The organism is Wenzhouxiangella sp. XN79A, assembly GCF_012272825.1.
In the GTDB taxonomy this organism is placed as follows: domain Bacteria; phylum Pseudomonadota; class Gammaproteobacteria; order Xanthomonadales; family Wenzhouxiangellaceae.
In genome coordinates this window covers 61828-78428 of the sequence record NZ_JAAWWS010000153.1, presented here as the reverse complement: position 1 = coordinate 78428, position 16601 = coordinate 61828, and the positions used below count along the sequence as shown (strand labels likewise).

The window sequence follows — 16601 nt, the reverse complement described above, 5'->3', positions numbered from 1 at the left end:
GCATGGAACAGGTTCTCGTCTTCATCGGTAACCACCCGCTGCTCACCGGCGCGTTCGCGGTCGTGCTGGCCGCCCTGATCGCCACCGAACTGGGCCGCATGGCGCGCCGCTGGAAGGAGCTCGAAACCCACCAGGCGATCCTGTTGATCAATCGTCAGGATCCGCTGATCCTCGATGTTTCGAACAGCAAGGATCACGCCGAAGCGCACATCCTGAACGCCCAGCACATGCCGCCGTCGCGGATCGAGGCCGGCAACCAGGCGCTGCTGAAGGCCCGGCAACGGCCGATCCTGATCTACTGCAAGAACAACCAGGTCGCCCCGCAGATGGCCACCCGGCTGACCAAGCTGGGCTTCGAGCAGGTCCACGTGCTCAAGGGCGGCCTGACCCAGTGGCGCGCCGACAACCAGCCGGTGACCCGCGGCAAGGGCAAGAAGAAGAACCGCGACAAGCAGAAGTCCGCCGATCGCGCCTCCGGCGCGACGCCGAACAGGCCGACCGAAGGATCCACCGGGCCGTCGAAGGACGAATCGGCCGACTGACCGCTCCGCCCGCATCGGAACCCCCGGGGCCGCGGCGCGGAATCCGACCCTTTTTCGAACAAGCGAACCGCTAAGGAAAGAAACGACATGGCAGAACAACCGAGCGACGCCGCGACCGGCGCCGAGAACCAGCAGCAGGCCAGCATGACCGTCCAGCACGTTTTTCTGAAGGATGCCTCCTTCGAAGCGCCGGGCGCGCTGGGCCTGGACGGCGCCGAAGGGCAGCCGGACATGAACCTGAATCTCTCCCAGCGCGTCAACACGCTGGAGGATGGCCGCTACGAGGTCATCCTGACGGTGACCGTGACGGCCAAGCAGGGCGACAGGACCGCGTTCATCGCCGAGGTGCACTATGCCGGCATCTTCCAGCTGGTCGGCTTCAGCGAGCAGCAGCTGCCGTACGTGATCAACGTGCTGTGCCCGAACCTGCTGTTCCCGTATGCGCGCACCCAGGTCGGCCAGATGATCGCCGCCGGGGGCTTCGTCGCCCCGCCGCTGCAGCCGATCAACTTCGAGCAGATCTACGCACAGCGCATGCAGCAGGCTCAGCAGGGCCAGGGCCAGGCGCCGAACGGCGCGGCCGAGTGAACCGCTCGGGGGCGCTGCGGTGACGCCGAACGGGGTCAACGGAGACGGGCAGGCGCAGGGATCGGTCGCGGTGCTGGGGGCCGGTTCCTGGGGCACTGCGCTGGCGATCCAGCTGGCTCGCGTGGGTCGGTCGGTCCGGCTGTGGAGTCGCGACCTCGAGCACGTCCGCGCGATGCGCCGGGCGCGCTGCAATGCCCGCTACCTGCCCGGCGTCGAGCTGGATCCGGCGATCGAGCCGATCGCCGATCCTGCCGCTGCGATGCAGGGCGCGTCTCGCATCCTCGTGGTCACGCCCAGCCACGCCTTCGGTGAAACGCTGGACGCGATCGCCGATCATGTGACGACCGAGACCGGGCTGGCCTGGGCGACCAAGGGCTTCGAGCCCGGCACCGGCCGTTTTCTCAGTGCGCTGGCCCGCGACCGACTGGGCGATGCGATTCCGCTGGCCGCGGTGTCGGGCCCGTCGTTCGCCGGCGAAGTCGCACGCGGACTGCCGACCGCCGTGACGGTCGGCGCATCGACACCGGAGTTCGGCCGGGCCTGGGCGGAACTGCTGCATGGTTCCAGCTTCCGCGCCTACTACACCGCCGACCTGAACGGCGCCCAGCTCGGCGGGGCGGTCAAGAACGTGCTGGCCATTGCCTGCGGCATGGCCGACGGCCTGGGCCTGGGCGACAACACCCGGGCAGCGCTGATCACCCGCGGCCTGGCCGAGATGATGCGCCTGGGTGAAGCACTGGGCTGCCAGGCCCGCACTCTGACCGGCCTGGCCGGCATGGGCGACCTGGTCCTGACCTGCACCGGCGACGCCTCGCGCAACCGGCGTTTCGGCCTTGCGCTCGGGCGCGGCGGCAGCGCCGACCAGGCCCGGGCCGAGATCGGCCAGGTCGTCGAGGGTGTCGATGCGGCCGAGGAAGTGATGCGGGCGGCCGAGCGGGCCGGCGTGGAAATGCCGATCTCCGAGCAGGTCCACGGGATCCTGTTCAAGGGCTGGAACGCGGCCAAGGGCGTGCGCGTGCTGATGGAACGCGAGCCCAAGGCCGAGACCGACTGACGATTCGATGCGGGAATGCTGATGGAAACGCTGGACTACAACGAGCTGGCCGTACCCGGCGTGCGCCGGCTCGAGCCCTACACTCCGGGCAAGCCGATCGACGAACTCGAACGCGAGTACGGCGTCACCGATTCGATCAAGCTGGCGTCCAACGAGAACCCGTTGGGTGCCAGCCCGCTGGCGCTCGAGGCAGTCCGCGGCGCGGCCGAGGACCTGTGGCTGTATCCTGACGCCAACGGTTACCACCTGAAGGCGGCACTGGCGGCCAGGCACGGCGTCGACCCGGCCTGCATCACGCTCGGCAACGGCTCCAACGACGTGCTGGTGTTCCTGGCCCAGGCCTTCCTGCGGCCGGGTCTCAAGGCGGTGTTCTCGCAGTACTGCTTCGCGGTGTATCCGATCGCTACCCGGATGGTGGGCGCCGAAGCCTCGGTGGCGCCGGCGCTGCCGGCCGATCACCCGATGGCATTGGGCCACGATCTGCGCGCGCTCTACGAACGGGTCGATCCGGACACCCGGATCGTGTTCCTGGCCAATCCGAACAATCCGACCGGCACCTGGCTGCCCGGTGAGCGCGTGCGCGATTTCCTCGCCTCGCTGCCCGGCCACGTGATCTGCGTGGTCGACGAGGCCTATACCGAGTACGCCGAGTCCGACGAGCTCGGTGATGCCTCGACCTGGCTGGAGCGGTTTCCGAACCTGGTCGTGACCCGGACCTTCTCCAAGGCCTACGGCCTGGCCGGGTTGCGGGTCGGCTACGCCTTGTCCAATCCCGGCGTGGCCGACCTGCTCAACCGCGTCCGGCCCGCGTTCAACGTCAACTCGCTGGCGCTGGCCGCGGCCGAGGCGGCGCTGAAGGACCAGGCGTTCATCGACGAGTCGCGCAGGATGAACGCCGCTGGCCTGGTCCAGCTGCGCGACGGGCTGGCCGCGCTGGGCGTGGGCGTGGTGCCGTCGGCGGCCAACTTCGTGCTGGCCCGGTTCGACCGCAGCGGCGCCGAGCTCAACGAGGCGCTGCTCCAGCGCGGGATCATCGTTCGCCCGGTCGGCAACTACGGTCTCGACGACTATCTGCGGATCACCGTCGGCACCGAGCGTCAGAACCAGCGCCTGCTCGGCGCACTCGGCGAAATCCTCGGGAGCTGAGCGCATGCGTCTTCGCGTCCATCCGGCGCGCTCCCCGTTGGCGGGCACGATCCGGGCCCCCGGCGACAAGTCGATCTCGCACCGGGCGGTGCTGTTCGGCGGCCTGGCCGAGGGCACGACCGAGGTCAGCGGGTTTCTCGAGGGCGAGGACACACGCGCCACCCTGGCCGCGATGGAAGCGCTCGGTGCCCGCGTGGAACGCGATGGCGCCACCCTGAGGGTTCACGGCGGCGGCCTGCAGGCCCCGCCCGAGGCGCTGGACCTCGGCAATGCCGGCACCGGCATCCGCCTGCTGGCCGGCGCGCTGGTCGGCCACCCGGACCTGCACGGCGGTGTCGTCACGCTGACCGGCGATGCCTCGCTTTCGCGCCGACCGATGGACCGCATCATCGAGCCGCTGGCGCGAATGGGCGCGCGGATCGAGAGCCGGGAAGGGCGGGCCCCGCTGGTCCTGCATCCCGGTCCGCTGCGGCCGGTCGACCTCGAGTTGTCGATTGCCAGCGCGCAGGTCAAATCCGCCGTACTGCTGGCCGGCATGAACGCTCCCGGCACTACGCGCATCACCCTGCCGGCGCCGTCGCGCGATCACACCGAGCGACTGCTGCCGGCCTTCGGCGTCGCGGTACGGGTCGATGGCCTGAGCGTCGAGATCGACGGTCCGGTCCGTCTCGGTGGGGCGCGCGTTGCGGTGCCCGGCGACTTGTCGTCGGCCACGTTCGCGCTGGCCGCGGCGCTGCTGGTTCCGGGCTCCGAGGTCCGGATTGCCGGGGTCGGCATCAATCCGACCCGGGACGGCGTGCTCCGGATCGTCGAGCGGATGGCGCCCGGGAGCGTCGATCGCCGGGCCGCGGCCGACGGCGATGCGGCCGGCGATGAGCCGGTCGCCGACCTGGTCGTGCACCATGCCGGTCGGCCGGTCGGCATCGAGGTGCCGGTCGAGTGGGTTCCGCTGGCCATCGATGAGTTCCCGATGCTGATGGCGCTGGCTGCGGCCAGCGACGGCGTGACCGAGATCCGCGGCGCCGAAGAGCTCCGGGTCAAGGAGTCCGACCGCATCGCGGTGATGACCGAACAGCTGCGCCGGCTGGGCGTGGCGATCGATGAGCGTCCGGACGGCGCACGGATCGTCGGCGGCGGCGTCGCCGGCGGCCGGGTCGATGCCGGCGGGGATCACCGCGTGGCGATGAGCCTGGCGGTGCTGGCGCTGGTTGCCGACGGTCCGGTCGAGATCGACGGTGCGGACTGGATCGCGACCAGCTACCCCGGCTTCGTCGACGATCTGCGCACGCTCGGCGCGGACGTGGAGGAGCAGCAGTGAACGGCGACGTGCCGGTGCTGACCATCGACGGCCCGTCGGGCGTCGGCAAGGGCGCGGTCTCGGCCCGCGTCGCCGCGGAACTCGGCTGGCAGGTGCTGGATTCCGGCGCCGTGTATCGCGCCGTGGCGCTGGCCGCGCTGGAGCAGGGGCTGGGCGAGGACCAGCGCGACGCGCTGATCGCGCTGAGCCGCCGACTGCCGCTGTCGTTCCGCCCCGGCGACGACGGCATCGACGTGCTGCTCGACGGTCGCCCGGTCGGACCGCAGCTGCGCACCGAGCCGGTCAGCGCGATGGCCTCGAAGGTGGCCGCGATCCCCGAGATCCGCGCCGCGCTGCTGGCGCTGCAGCGCGACTGTCGCCGGCCGCCGGGCCTGGTCGCCGACGGTCGCGACATGGGGACCGTGGTGTTTCCCGACGCGCCGGTCAAGGTGTTCCTCGACGCCAGCGTCGACGAACGGGCGAAGAGGCGCTATAAGCAGTTGAAGGAAAAAGGGGAACCTGTTATTCTTGCGCGTCTTTTTCGGGACATGCAGGAGCGGGACCGCCGCGATCGCGAGCGGGCCATCGCGCCGACCGTGCCGGCCGAGGATGCGGAGGTGATCGACACCACCCATCTGGCGCTGGACAAGGTCGTTGCGAGCATTCTCGAACGGGTCCGCTCGCGGATCCGTCTGCCTTCCCGGGAAGACTGATCGCAACCGACGACGCCTGGACCGGGTCGTTCGAACGATCCCATGCGAGTGCGCCGTGGCGGCCGGATTCCGGCACCGCTGGCGTGTTTTTTCAACGAGCGTCCGTTGGGGACGCAGACGACAGGACGCCGGGCCCGACCTTTTCAGACCTGGAACCCCTTGCACCGGCATCCTGCAGGAAAATCGTACTTACACATGACTGAATCCTTTGCCGAACTTTTCGAAGAGAGCCTGAATGAAGCCCACCTCCGTCCGGGTGCGATCGTCACCGGACGCGTGGTCGAGATCCGCAACGACGTTGTGGTGATCAATGCCGGACTGAAGTCCGAAGGCATCGTGCCCATCCACCAGTTCCGCCAGCCCGACGGCGAGCTGGAAGTGGAAGTGGGCGACGATGTGGAAGTGTCGCTGGACGCCGTCGAGGACGGTTTCGGCGAGACCCGCCTGTCGCGTGAAAAGGCCAAGCGCGCTCGGATCTGGGACAAGCTCGAAGCGTCCTCGGAAGAAGAGCAGAACGTCATCGGCCAGATCACCGGCAAGGTCAAGGGCGGCTTCACCGTCAGCATCGACGGCATCCGCGCCTTCCTCCCGGGCTCCCTGGTCGACGTTCGGCCGGTGCGCGATCCGACCTACCTCGAGGGCAAGGACCTCGAGTTCAAGATCATCAAGCTGGATCGTCGCCGCAACAACCTGGTGGTGTCGCGCCGCGCCGTGGTCGAGCACGAGTTCGCCGCCGAGCGCGAAGACCTGATCGAACGCCTGGACGAAGGCGCGGTGGTCAAGGGTGTGGTCAAGAACCTCACCGACTACGGTGCGTTCCTGGACCTGGGCGGGATCGACGGCCTGCTGCACATCACCGACATGTCCTGGAAACGCGTTCGTCACCCGTCCGAAGTGGTCGAGGTCGGCGACGAGCTGGAAGTCCGCGTGCTGCGGTTCGACCGCGAGCGCATGCGCGTCTCGCTGGGCCTCAAGCAGCTGGGCGAGGATCCGTGGGACAACATCGATCGCCGCTACCCGCCGAGCTCGCGCCTGTTCGGTCGCGTCACCAACATCACCGACTACGGCTGCTTCGTCGAGATCGAGGATGGCGTGGAAGGCCTGGTCCACGTGTCTGAAATGGACTGGACCAACAAGAACGTCAACCCGAACAAGGTCGTGCACATCGGCGAAGAAGTCGAGGTCATGGTGCTCGACGTCGATCCGGAGCGCCGCCGCATCTCGATGGGCATGAAGCAGGTCAAGCCGAACCCGTGGGAAGCCTTCGCCGCGCTGCACAACAAGGGCGACAAGGTCTCCGGCACGATCAAGTCGATCACCGACTTCGGCATCTTCATCGGTCTGGAAGGCGATATCGATGGCCTGGTCCACCTGTCCGACATCTCCTGGATGACCCCGGGCGAGGAAGCGATCCGCAACTTCCGCAAGGGTGAGGAAGTCGAGGCCGTCGTGCTGGCCGTCGATCCGGAACGCGAGCGCATCTCGCTGGGCATCAAGCAGATGGATCAGGACCCGTTCGCCACCTACATGGCCGAGCATCCGCGCGGCTCCATCGTCACCGGCCGGGTCCGTGAAATCGACGAGCGCGGTGCGGTGGTCGAACTGGCCGACGGCGTCGATGGCTATCTGAAGGCCAACGACATGCTGAAGGAACGCGTCGACGATGCGACCAAGCTGTACAAGGTCGGCGACGAAGTCGAAGCCAAGTTCGTCGCGCTGGACCGCAAGTCGCGCAACCTGACGCTGTCGATCCGGGCCAAGGACGAGGACGAACTCGCCGAAGCCGTCGATCAGTACCAGGCGCCGAAGGCCGGCGGAACCAAGCTGGGTGAACTGCTGCGCGAGCAGCTCGGCAAGGACTGATCCACTGCACCAACCGTCGGGCCGTCGCCACGCGACGGCCCGTTCTTCTTAGCGGTTGAGGGAACCGCCCGAGGGAATCTTCGTCGACCATGACCAAGTCGGAACTGATCGAAAAGCTTGCCGCTGAGCAGAAGCATCTCAGCCAGGCCGACGTCGATCTGGCGGTGCGTACGATCATCGAGCAGATGAGCGCGGCCCTGTCCAGCGGCGAACGCATCGAGATTCGCGGTTTCGGCAGCTTTTCCCTGCATTTCCGTCCGCCGCGCATGGGGCGCAACCCCAAGACCGGTGAAGCGGTTGCCCTCCCGGGCAAGCACGTCCCGCATTTCAAGCCCGGCAAGGAACTCCGCGAACGCGTCAACGCGGCCGCCCAGGCCGTACAGGACTGAGTCGTGCTGCGCTGGCTCTTCGCGCTGATCGTCCTCGCCGGCGTCGCGCTCGGCCTGGTGCTGGGTGTGCTCAACGCCGACCCCGTCACGCTGGATCTCGGTCTGGTTCGCTGGACCACCTCGCTGGGTGCCGTGGTGGCGGCCGCGTCCGGCGCCGGACTGCTCGTCGGCCTGCTGCTTGGCGGGCTGGTCGTGCGAACCGGGCGACGACGCGCATCGTCGACCGCCGGGCGCGATCTGCGCGTCTCTTCGTCCACGGATGAGTGAACTGACGTGGGCTGCGCTCGCGCTGCTGCCCGTGGCGGCCGGTTGCGGGTGGTGGCTGGCTCGTCGGCAGCTCGGTCGCGGTGAGCGCCGGCAGCGAAGCGACCTGTCGTCGAACTACTTCCGGGGTCTGAACTACCTGCTCAACGAACAGCCGGACAAGGCCATCGAGGTCTTCCTGCGGCTGGCCGAGATCAACACCGAGACGGTCGAAACCCACCTGGCCCTGGGCAACCTGTTCCGGCGACGCGGCGAAACCGACAAGGCCATCCGCTTCCATCGCCACATCATGAGCCGACCGCAATTGTCCGAGCAGCACCGCACCCAGGCGCTGCTGGAGCTGGGCGAAGACTACATGCGCGCCGGGCTGCTCGATCGGGCCGAAAAGCTGTATTCGGAGCTGGCCGAACAGGGCCGGTTCTCGGAGACCGCGGTACGCAACCTGCTGGCGATCTACCAGCAGGAAAAGGACTGGCCACGGGCCATCGTCCAGGCCCGGACCCTGGCCCGGGTCACCGGCGAATCGAGCGACGCGCTGATCGCCCAGTTCCACTGCGAGCTGGCCGAGGCGGCGCGCGAAGACGGTGACCGCGACACCGCGATCAGTCAACTGGCCTCGGCGCGCGGCTATGTGCGCGATTGTGCGCGCGCGGCGCTGATCGAGGCACGCCTGGCGTTCGACGAAGGACGATTCGACGACGCCATCCGCGCCGACCGGGCCGCCTGCGAACGCGACCCGGAGCTGATCGCGCTGGTGCTCGACCGGCTGATCGAGACCCATCGCCGCCGGGATCGGGTCGACGAACTGCGTGCCTGGCTGGCGCAGCTGTCGGAGCGGACCCCGATCATTGCGCCGCTGCTGGGCCTGGCCCGTCTGGACGTCGAGCGGGACCCGGGGCGTGTGATCGAAATCCTGCTCGAGCGGCTCGAACAGCGGCCCAGCGTGCGCGGGTTGCAGTACCTGGTCGATCTACTGAACCAGCACGGTCATCGGCTCGATGCGATCGAGCCGGACCTGCTGACGCGCCTGATGGATCGCCTGATGCAGGGGCAGCCGCGGTTCCGCTGCGAGCAGTGCGGCTTCAGCGGCAGCACCTGGCACTGGCAGTGCCCGAGCTGTCGGCAGTGGGAGACCACCCGTCCGGTCAGCGGGGTGCTGGGCGAATGACGGCGACGCTGTCGGCCGTGATCGCGGCCGTCCTGACCCTGCTCCTGCTGCCGATCGTGCATCGCTATGTGTCGCGGCGCGGTCTGATCGACCGACCCGGCCCGCGGCGGAGTCACGACCGTCCGGTCGCCCGCGGCGGCGGCGTGGCGCTGGCGCTCGGCCTGCTCGCGGCGCTGATGCTGATCGGCGCCGGTGGCGCGGCCGGCAGCGAGCACGTTGTCATCTGGGTCGTCCTGACCGTGGGCATCGCAGTTGTCGCGTTGCTCGGGGCCTGGGACGACCATCGCCCGCTGCCGGTGCGGGTGAGGCTGCCGGTGCAGCTTGCGGTGGCCTCGGTCTCGGTGGCCGCGGTCGGTGGGGTGCCGTCGATCTCGCTCAACGGCGTCGAGGTCGCGGTGCCGTTGCTCTGGTCGCTGCTGGCGGTGCCGGCGGTGGTCTGGATGATGAACCTGTTCAATTTCATGGACGGCAGCGACGGGTTGGCCGCGCTCGAAGCGCTTGCGGCCGGCCTGCTGATGGCCTGGGCGTTCGATCGCGCCGGCGCCGCGCTGCCGGCGGCCACGGCCGCTGCGCTGGCCGCAGCGTCCGCGGCATTCCTGGTCTGGAACCGCCCGCCGGCGCGCATCTTCCTCGGCGACTCCGGTTCGCTGACGCTGGGCTTCGTGCTCGGGGCCCTGGCGCTGATCGGCAGCGCCGCGGGGCACCTTTCGGTCTGGGCCGCGTTCATTGCGGTCTCGCCGTTCGTCGTCGATGCCACCGCGACCCTGGTCTGGCGTTCGGTTCGCGGGGCCCGGTGGTATACTCCGCACCGCGAGCACGCCTACCAATGCCTGATCAGGAGCGGTTGGACTCATCGAAGGGTTCTGATCGCGTTGGCCGGGCTCAACGTCTTGGTCGTTGCGCCGGCTTTCGTGGTCGCGGTGGTCCGGCCGGACCGGGAGGGGTGGGTCGCATTGACGACAGGGGTCTTCCTGCTCGCGGTCTGGTTTCTGGCCAGGCAACGGGCACAGGCAGAGAGAGAAGACGAATGAATCTTCGTGCACTGCGACGGGCGCCCCGGTACCACAACATCCGAGCCTTCGTGATCGTCCACGACCTGCTGGCCCTGGTGGTCGCCTGGCTGGCCGCTCGCTGGGTCGCCGCCGCCGCGTTCGAGGTGGCCTGGCCCTCGCTGCTTCGGTCGGGCGCCGAAATCGCACTCCTGCTGGGCCTGCAGGCATTGATCTACTGGCGCGTCGGTCTGTACCGCGGGCTGTGGCGCTTCGCCAGTCTTCCGGATCTGGGCAACCTCGTTCGCGCCTCGCTGCTCGGGGCGGTGGCCGCGGCCGCGGTGCTGCTGACCATGGATGTCGCGGTGCGCGAGCTGGCCCCGATGCTTTGGCTGTATCCGACCCTGCTGCTGCTGGCCCTCGGCCTGCCGCGACTGGTGTTCCGCACCATCAAGGACATGCGCACCGAAGTCCGCTGGCGCCGCGCCAGCCAGCGCACGCTGATTCTCGGCGCCGGCCGTTCGGCCCGGTTGCTGCTGCCCGAGCTGCGTCGCCGGGGCGGGTTCGAAGTGGTCGGCTTCCTCGACGACAGCAGCCGCCTTCGCAACACCGAGATCGACGGTGTGCCGGTGATCGGCGGTATCGATCGACTGCCCCGTGTGGTTCGCGAAGCGGCGATCGACCTGGCGGTGATCGCGATCCCGTCGGCCACCAATACCCAGATGCAGCGCATCGTCGAGCGCTGCGAGCAGGCCGGGGTGGAATTCAAGACGCTGCCGACGCTCAAGGAGCTCGGCGCCAGCATCACCCGCTTCGAAGATCTCAAACCGGTCGCCATCGATGACCTGCTCGGCCGCGATCCGGTCTCACTGGACTGGAACGCGATCCGTTCGGGCCTGGCCGGCAAGCGCGTGCTGGTCACCGGCGGAGGCGGATCGATCGGCGCCGAGCTGTGCCGCCAGATCGCGCGCCTCGATCCGGCCGGCCTGGTCGTGCTCGACAGCTCCGAATACAACCTCTACAGGATCGACTACCGGCTGCGCAAGGAATTCCGCGACCTGGTCGTCGACACCGTGCTCGGCGACGTCTGCGATCCGGCCACGGTCGAACGCATGGTCTCGCGTCACAAGCCGCAAGTGATCTTCCACGCGGCCGCCTACAAACACCTGCCGATGCTGCAGAACCAGGTCCGAGAGGCGTTCCGCAACAACGTGATCGGCACGGTCCGGATGGCCGACGCGGCCCAGCGTCACGGTGTGTCCACCTTCGTCCTGATTTCTACCGACAAGGCGGTCAATCCATGCAACGTGATGGGCGCCACCAAGCGGGTCGCCGAACTGTACTGCCAGTCGTGCAACCGGGAATCCTCGACCCGATTCATCACGGTTCGTTTCGGCAACGTGCTGAACTCGACCGGCTCGGTGGTACCGCTGTTCAATGAACAGATTCGGGCCGGGGGGCCGGTCACCGTCACGCATCCGGAAATCTCGCGCTATTTCATGACCATCGCCGAGGCCGGTCAGTTGATCATGCAGGCCGCGGTGCTGGGCGAGGGCGGTGAAGTGTTCGTGCTCGATATGGGCGAGCCGGTCCGGATCAGCTACCTGGCCGAGCAGCTGATCCGGCTGGCCGGCAAGGAGCCGGGCCGCGACATCGAGATCGTCTACACCGGGTTGCGGCCCGGCGAGAAGCTGTTCGAGGAGTTGTTCCACGAGCACGAGGCCTATGCCAAGACCGGCCACGAAAAGATCCTGCTGGCCCGCAATGCTCACACCGGAGTGTCCGGGCTGGCCGACCTGGTCAAGCGCGGCGAGCGGGCGGTACGCGAGTACGACTCCGAAGCGATCCGCGACGTGCTGATGGCGCTGGTGCCCGAGCTCGAGCGCGTTCCGCCGCGCGAGCGCAAGGTGATTCCGCTGGGATGACGCCACCGGACGCGCCGCACGAGGTTCCGCTGCGCCCGGCGCGCCCCGCTTCGGTCGGCCGGGTCGATCGCTTCGCGCTGGATTCGGCCTGTCTGGCCGGCAATCCGCTCGGCGATCCCTCGACGCGGGACGTACACGTCTACCTGCCGCCGGGCTACGACGACACCGACCGGGCTTTTCCCGTGCTGTACTCGCTGGCCGCCTACACCAGCTCCGGTCAGGCGCAGGTGGCCTGGAAGAACCACGGCGAGTCGCTGCCCGAGCGCCTCGACCGACTGATCGCCGGCGGCCGCCTGCCGCCGCTGTTGTGCGTGATGCCCGACAGTTACACCGCGCTGGGTGGCAACCAGTTCGTCGACTCACCGTCGATCGGCGACTACGCCCGGCACATCGCCGAAGAGCTGGTGCCGAGCGTCGACCGCCGTTACCGCACGGTCGCCGAGGCCGCCGGGCGCGCCGCGTTCGGCAAGTCCTCCGGCGGCTTCGGCGCGCTGCACCTGGCTCGCACGCGGCCGGGCCTGTTCGGTGCCGTGGCCAGTCACGCCGGGGACGCCGGCTTCGACCGCGTCTACCAGCGCGACTTCGCCGCGGTCTGCGACGAACTGGCCCTGTACGACGGTGACGTCGAAGCTTTCGTCCGTGCCTTCTGGCGTGCCCGCCGCCCGTCCGGGCGATCGTTCCATGCGCTGATGACGCTGTGCCTGGCCGCCAGCTATTCGCCGGAGCCGGACCGCCCATTGGGTCTGGCGCTGCCGTTCGACCTGCACACCGCGAGATTGGACGATGCGATCTGGGCGCGCTGGCTGGACTTCGATCCGGTGCGCTGGAACGGCGAGGCGCTGGAGGCGCTGGGTGAGCTGCGCGGTCTCTGGATCGACGCCGGTCGGCGCGACCAGTACTTCATCCACTACGGGACCCGGCAATTCCATCAGCGTCTCGACGCGGCCGGCATCGCCCACCACCACGAGGAGTTCGATGGCACCCACAGTGGGCTCGATTGGCGGTTCGACCATTCGCTGCCCTGGATTGCGGCCCGTCTCAAACAGGACTGAATCGGTGCGATATACTGCGGGCGGACTTCAACCTCTGCCACGCCGATGCTGACCGTCACTCCCAGTGCTCGCGATTATTTCAACCACCTGCTTTCCGAACAGCCGCCGCACACGGGGCTGCGACTGGTGGTCCATCACCCCGGCACGCCGAACGCCGACGTCGAACTGAACTACTGTCCGGTCGGCCAGGAGCAGGCCGAGGACGTCGCGATCGACTGCGGCGACTTCACGCTGTTCGTCGAGCCCGCCAGCGGGGAGTCGCTGCGCGGTGCGATGATCGACTTCGAGCGCGACGACACCGGCGGTGAGCTGAGCATCCGTGCGCCGGGCCTGAAGGGGCAGGCGCCGGCCGACGATGCGCCGCTCGACGAACGCGTGGCCTGGGTGCTCGATACCCGGGTCAACCCGATGGTGGCCAGCCACGGTGGCCGGGTCGGGCTGGTCGAAGTCACCGAGCAGCGGGACGTGGTGCTGCAGTTCGGCGGCGGCTGCCACGGCTGCGGCATGGTCGACGTTACGCTCAAGCAGGGCATCGAGACCCAGCTGCGTGAGGCCGTCCCGGAGATCCGCGAGGTGCTCGACGCGACCGATCATTCGTCGGGGCGCAACCCCTACTACTGATACGCGAACGCCCCGGTCGAAGCCGGGGCGTTCATCGCGCGTGGTCGCGGTGCCCGAACGGGCCGACCCAGGCCTGGAGATTAGCCCGCATTATTCATGAATGAGCTCGCGCCCTTGCTTGGTCCTTGTCCGCACAGCGAATCGTCCTCGCTCGGAAATACAGCATGCCATTCCCTGCGAAACGCGCCTTGATTCGCGCCGGCCCAGTGGCTCTGAGCGTTACCTGATTTGTTGCATGGCCCGCTAGTCGAAGGAAAGCTCGGTCAGGCCGTCCTGGCTGGCGTACCAGGCCGCCAGGTCGGCGATGTCCTGATCGCTGAGGGTGGCCGCGAAGCCGGCCATGATCGCGTTCTCCCGCGTGCCGTCCCGGTAGCTGCGCAGCGCATGCTCGAGGTAGTCGGCATGCTGGCCGGCCAGGATCGGATAATCGTCCTGAAGCGCTTCGTCGCCGTTGCGGCCATGGCAGGACTGGCAGACCTGCGATTTCTCGAGCCCGCGCTGCGGGTTTCCGGCCACCGCCGTGGTCGCGGTGCCGACAAGCAGCAGGGCGGCGGTCAGCGCGGAAAGCCTGCGGATCGTCGTATCCAGCGTCGTGCCCGTGTTCATGCGTCCTCTCCCAGTGCGGTCAGGTAGGCGGCGATGTCGGCGATGTCCTGGTCCGACAGCGTATTGGCCTGCGCCTGCATGCTCGGATGCTTGCGTTGACCGGCACGATAGGCCTTGAGGGCGCTGACGATGTAGCCCTCGTTCTGCCCGCCGAGTCTCGGCACCGTGTAGGTCGGATAGGTGTTGTTGTAGAACGGGATTCCGTGGCAGCCGGAGCAGGTGTAGGCCAGGATCCTGCCGCGGGCCTCGTCGCCTTCGGCGGCAGCAGTGATCGGGGCCCCGAGCAGCAGCGCGAGGGCAATCAATGAGCGTCGCATCAGAGTGGTTTCCGCATGTTCGAGCAATCGCGACATTATAGCCGGCGTCCACCTTGCATGCAGGTGCTGCGTGTACAATTCCATCCCAGAATCCGGCGGTCCGCCGGGCGACCCTGCCGCAACCCGGGCCCGCACGGCATCGACCGTAAATCCGCACGTCATCGGAGCGTTCCGACCCATGCATTCTCTCGATCCCCTCGACCTGTATTCCATTGCCGACGAACTGACCGACGAGGAGCGGATGATCCGCGAATCGGTGGCCCGTTTCGTCGACCAGAAGGCGCTGCCGATCATTGCCGAGTGCTTCGACGAGGGGCGCTTCCCGACCGAGCTGATTCCCGAGATCGCCGACCTGGGCCTGCTCGGATCCAGCCTCGAGGGCTACGGTTGCGCGGGACTGAACGGCGTCAGCTACGGACTGATCTGCCAGGAACTCGAGCGCGGCGATTCCGGGCTTCGCAGCTTCGTGTCGGTGCAGTCCTCGCTGTGCATGTATCCGATTCACGCCTTCGGCTCGGAAGAGCAGAAGGAAACCTGGCTGCCGAAGATGGCGGCTGGCGAGGTGATCGGCTGCTTCGGTCTGACCGAACCGCACGGCGGATCGGATCCGGCCAACATGAAGACCCACGCCAGGCGCGACGGCGAGGACTGGATCCTCAACGGCGCCAAGATGTGGATCACCAACGGGACGCTGGCACAGATCGCGATCGTCTGGGCGCGCACCGAGGACGGCATCCAGGGCTTCATCGTCGAGACCGACTCCAGGGGCTTCGAGGCACGCGACATCAAGGCCAAGATGTCGCTTCGCGCGTCGGTGACCTCGGAACTGTATTTCGATAACGTCCGGGTGCCGGAGTCCAATCGGCTGCCCAAGGTCAAGGGGCTGAAGGGGCCGCTTTCGTGCCTGAACCAGGCCCGCTACGGCATTACCTGGGGTCCGATCGGGGCCGCCCAGGCCTGCCTCGACGAGACCCTGCGCTACACCGCCGACCGCGAACTGTTCAAACGCCCGCTGGCCGCCAACCAGGCCGTTCAGCTGCGCCTGGCCGACATGGCCCGCCGCATCACCGCCGCCCAGCTGATCTCGCTGCGCCTCGGCCGCCTGAAGGACGCCGGCAGGATGCACCCGACCCAGGTCAGCCTCGCCAAGTGGAACAACGTGCGCATGGCGCTCGACATCGCCCGCGAATGCCGCGACCTGCTCGGCGGCTCCGGCATCACCCTGGAATACGTTCCGATCCGTCACATGCTGAACCTGGAGTCGGTGATCACCTACGAGGGCACCGAGACCATCCATCAGCTGGTGGTGGGGCGGGAATTGACCGGATTGAATGCGTTCTGAGGGGCAGCGTCGACGGTCGAGTCGAGCTCGATCGGCGCCGATCCAGTCGATCTGACTCGAACTGAGCCTGGCTCGCGGTCTGGATACGGCCGAGGGGTGTTTGCTTTCTGCCGGTTTCGTTGAAGCCGCGTCTGGCGGCTTTGCCGGGGTTCTGGCTACAAGCATTTCGCCACGCGCTTCGCGCTTTCTGGCGACCTGTTTTTGTCAGTCGCGACAAAAGTAGGCAAAAGCGCTCTTACAGGCGGCGGAACGGGCAGTGGCTTGCGGGCAATGATGGTGGGCCGGTGTCTGCGAAGCGGCCGGGCTCGCTCCGGCTGCGGGTTACAGTGGCCCCGGATGCATCCGCGAAGCCAGGGCCAGGCCGGTGTGTCGCTGGTCGGCCACAACCGTCGAGCGAAGCGGCCTGTGTTCGAACCGAGCCACCGGCAATGATCCGGCTTCGCTTCAGGTTCCAATGCCTCTGTACCCAGGCAAGCCCTTCCTTCTCCGCGGCACTGCGCGATTTTCCGCGCCACGACCCTCACCGGAGGGCAAACCCCCACCGGTACGCGCGCTTGTAAAAAAGCCCTTTTGGGTACGTTTGTGGCGTTTGACAAAAGTACCTCGCCAGAAAGCGGGCGAAGCCCGCGTGGCGAAACGCTTGTAGCCCGGGGCAGCAACAACCGGAAGGCGAGCAAGACACGAGAAGCACAGCTGCCACGGATGCACTAGCGAAGTCAGGGCCA

General features: G+C 67.9%; 17 protein-coding genes. 15 read left to right on the top strand and 2 right to left on the bottom strand.

The features are described 5' to 3' along the window. Positions 1–2: 2 nt before the first annotated feature. The 14 genes from HFP89_RS10205 (at position 3) to HFP89_RS10140 (ending at position 13611) form a co-directional block, all read left to right on the top strand. Positions 3–542, top strand: coding sequence for a rhodanese-like domain-containing protein (locus HFP89_RS10205; protein ID WP_168717557.1), 540 nt, complete (start codon positions 3–5; stop codon positions 540–542). A gap of 87 nt (positions 543–629) precedes the next feature. Continuing rightward, entirely contained in the window at positions 630–1130 is a 501-nt protein-coding gene (secB, locus tag HFP89_RS10200; RefSeq protein WP_168717556.1) for a protein-export chaperone SecB, read from the top strand. A 19-nt stretch (positions 1131–1149) separates the two neighbouring features. Continuing rightward, positions 1150–2184 (top strand): NAD(P)H-dependent glycerol-3-phosphate dehydrogenase, encoded by a 1035-nt coding sequence (locus HFP89_RS10195; RefSeq protein ID WP_346775226.1) that lies wholly within the window; start codon positions 1150–1152, stop codon positions 2182–2184. A gap of 15 nt (positions 2185–2199) precedes the next feature. Beyond that, positions 2200–3330 carry a histidinol-phosphate transaminase gene (gene hisC / locus HFP89_RS10190; RefSeq protein WP_206212315.1) on the top strand — a complete coding sequence of 377 codons (1131 nt, stop codon included), beginning with the start codon at positions 2200–2202 and terminating at the stop codon, positions 3328–3330. 4 nt (positions 3331–3334) lie between these two features. Then, positions 3335–4648 (top strand): 3-phosphoshikimate 1-carboxyvinyltransferase, encoded by a 1314-nt coding sequence (gene aroA / locus HFP89_RS10185; RefSeq protein WP_168717554.1) that lies wholly within the window; start codon positions 3335–3337, stop codon positions 4646–4648. Further along, positions 4645–5340 carry a (d)CMP kinase gene (gene cmk / locus HFP89_RS10180; RefSeq protein ID WP_168717553.1) on the top strand — a complete coding sequence of 232 codons (696 nt, stop codon included), beginning with the start codon at positions 4645–4647 and terminating at the stop codon, positions 5338–5340. The genes aroA and cmk overlap by 4 nt, the downstream gene beginning before the upstream one ends. 195 nt (positions 5341–5535) lie before the next feature. Beyond that, complete coding sequence (gene rpsA / locus HFP89_RS10175) at positions 5536–7203, top strand: 30S ribosomal protein S1 (protein WP_168717552.1); 1668 nt, start codon at positions 5536–5538, stop codon at positions 7201–7203. 89 nt (positions 7204–7292) lie between these two features. After that, positions 7293–7592, top strand: a complete 300-nt coding sequence (locus HFP89_RS10170) for an integration host factor subunit beta (RefSeq protein WP_168717551.1) — start codon at positions 7293–7295, stop codon at positions 7590–7592. A gap of 3 nt (positions 7593–7595) precedes the next feature. Then, complete coding sequence (locus HFP89_RS10165; RefSeq protein WP_168717550.1) at positions 7596–7859, top strand: lipopolysaccharide assembly protein LapA domain-containing protein; 264 nt, start codon at positions 7596–7598, stop codon at positions 7857–7859. Continuing rightward, positions 7852–9024, top strand: a complete 1173-nt coding sequence (gene lapB, locus HFP89_RS10160; RefSeq protein WP_168717549.1) for a lipopolysaccharide assembly protein LapB — start codon at positions 7852–7854, stop codon at positions 9022–9024. Before HFP89_RS10165 ends, lapB begins: the two co-directional genes overlap by 8 nt. Beyond that, positions 9021–10055 carry a glycosyl transferase gene (locus HFP89_RS10155; RefSeq protein ID WP_168717548.1) on the top strand — a complete coding sequence of 345 codons (1035 nt, stop codon included), beginning with the start codon at positions 9021–9023 and terminating at the stop codon, positions 10053–10055. Before lapB ends, HFP89_RS10155 begins: the two co-directional genes overlap by 4 nt. After that, the gene (locus HFP89_RS10150) at positions 10052–11938 is read left to right on the top strand and encodes a nucleoside-diphosphate sugar epimerase/dehydratase (protein ID WP_168717547.1); all 1887 of its coding nucleotides are present in this window, start codon (positions 10052–10054) and stop codon (positions 11936–11938) included. The genes HFP89_RS10155 and HFP89_RS10150 overlap by 4 nt, the downstream gene beginning before the upstream one ends. Then, on the top strand, positions 11935–12990 hold the full coding sequence (locus HFP89_RS10145) for an alpha/beta hydrolase-fold protein (protein ID WP_168717546.1): 1056 nt from the start codon (positions 11935–11937) through the stop codon (positions 12988–12990). Before HFP89_RS10150 ends, HFP89_RS10145 begins: the two co-directional genes overlap by 4 nt. Positions 12991–13035: 45 nt before the next feature. After that, positions 13036–13611, top strand: coding sequence for a NifU family protein (locus tag HFP89_RS10140; RefSeq protein ID WP_168717545.1), 576 nt, complete (start codon positions 13036–13038; stop codon positions 13609–13611). A gap of 243 nt (positions 13612–13854) precedes the next feature. Here HFP89_RS10140 and HFP89_RS10135 read toward each other — a convergent pair whose 3' ends face one another. Together HFP89_RS10135 and HFP89_RS10130 are read right to left on the bottom strand one after the other, a co-directional pair. After that, complete coding sequence (locus HFP89_RS10135) at positions 13855–14217, bottom strand: cytochrome c (protein WP_168717544.1); 363 nt, start codon at positions 14215–14217, stop codon at positions 13855–13857. Beyond that, positions 14214–14534, bottom strand: a complete 321-nt coding sequence (locus HFP89_RS10130; protein WP_168717543.1) for a cytochrome c — start codon at positions 14532–14534, stop codon at positions 14214–14216. Before HFP89_RS10130 ends, HFP89_RS10135 begins: the two co-directional genes overlap by 4 nt. Before the next feature lie 178 nt (positions 14535–14712). Here HFP89_RS10130 and HFP89_RS10125 point away from each other — a divergent pair, with 178 nt between their 5' ends. Beyond that, a complete protein-coding gene (locus tag HFP89_RS10125) occupies positions 14713–15876 on the top strand; it encodes an acyl-CoA dehydrogenase family protein (protein WP_168717542.1) in 1164 nt (387 codons plus the stop codon). The last annotated feature ends 725 nt before the right edge of the window (positions 15877–16601 follow it).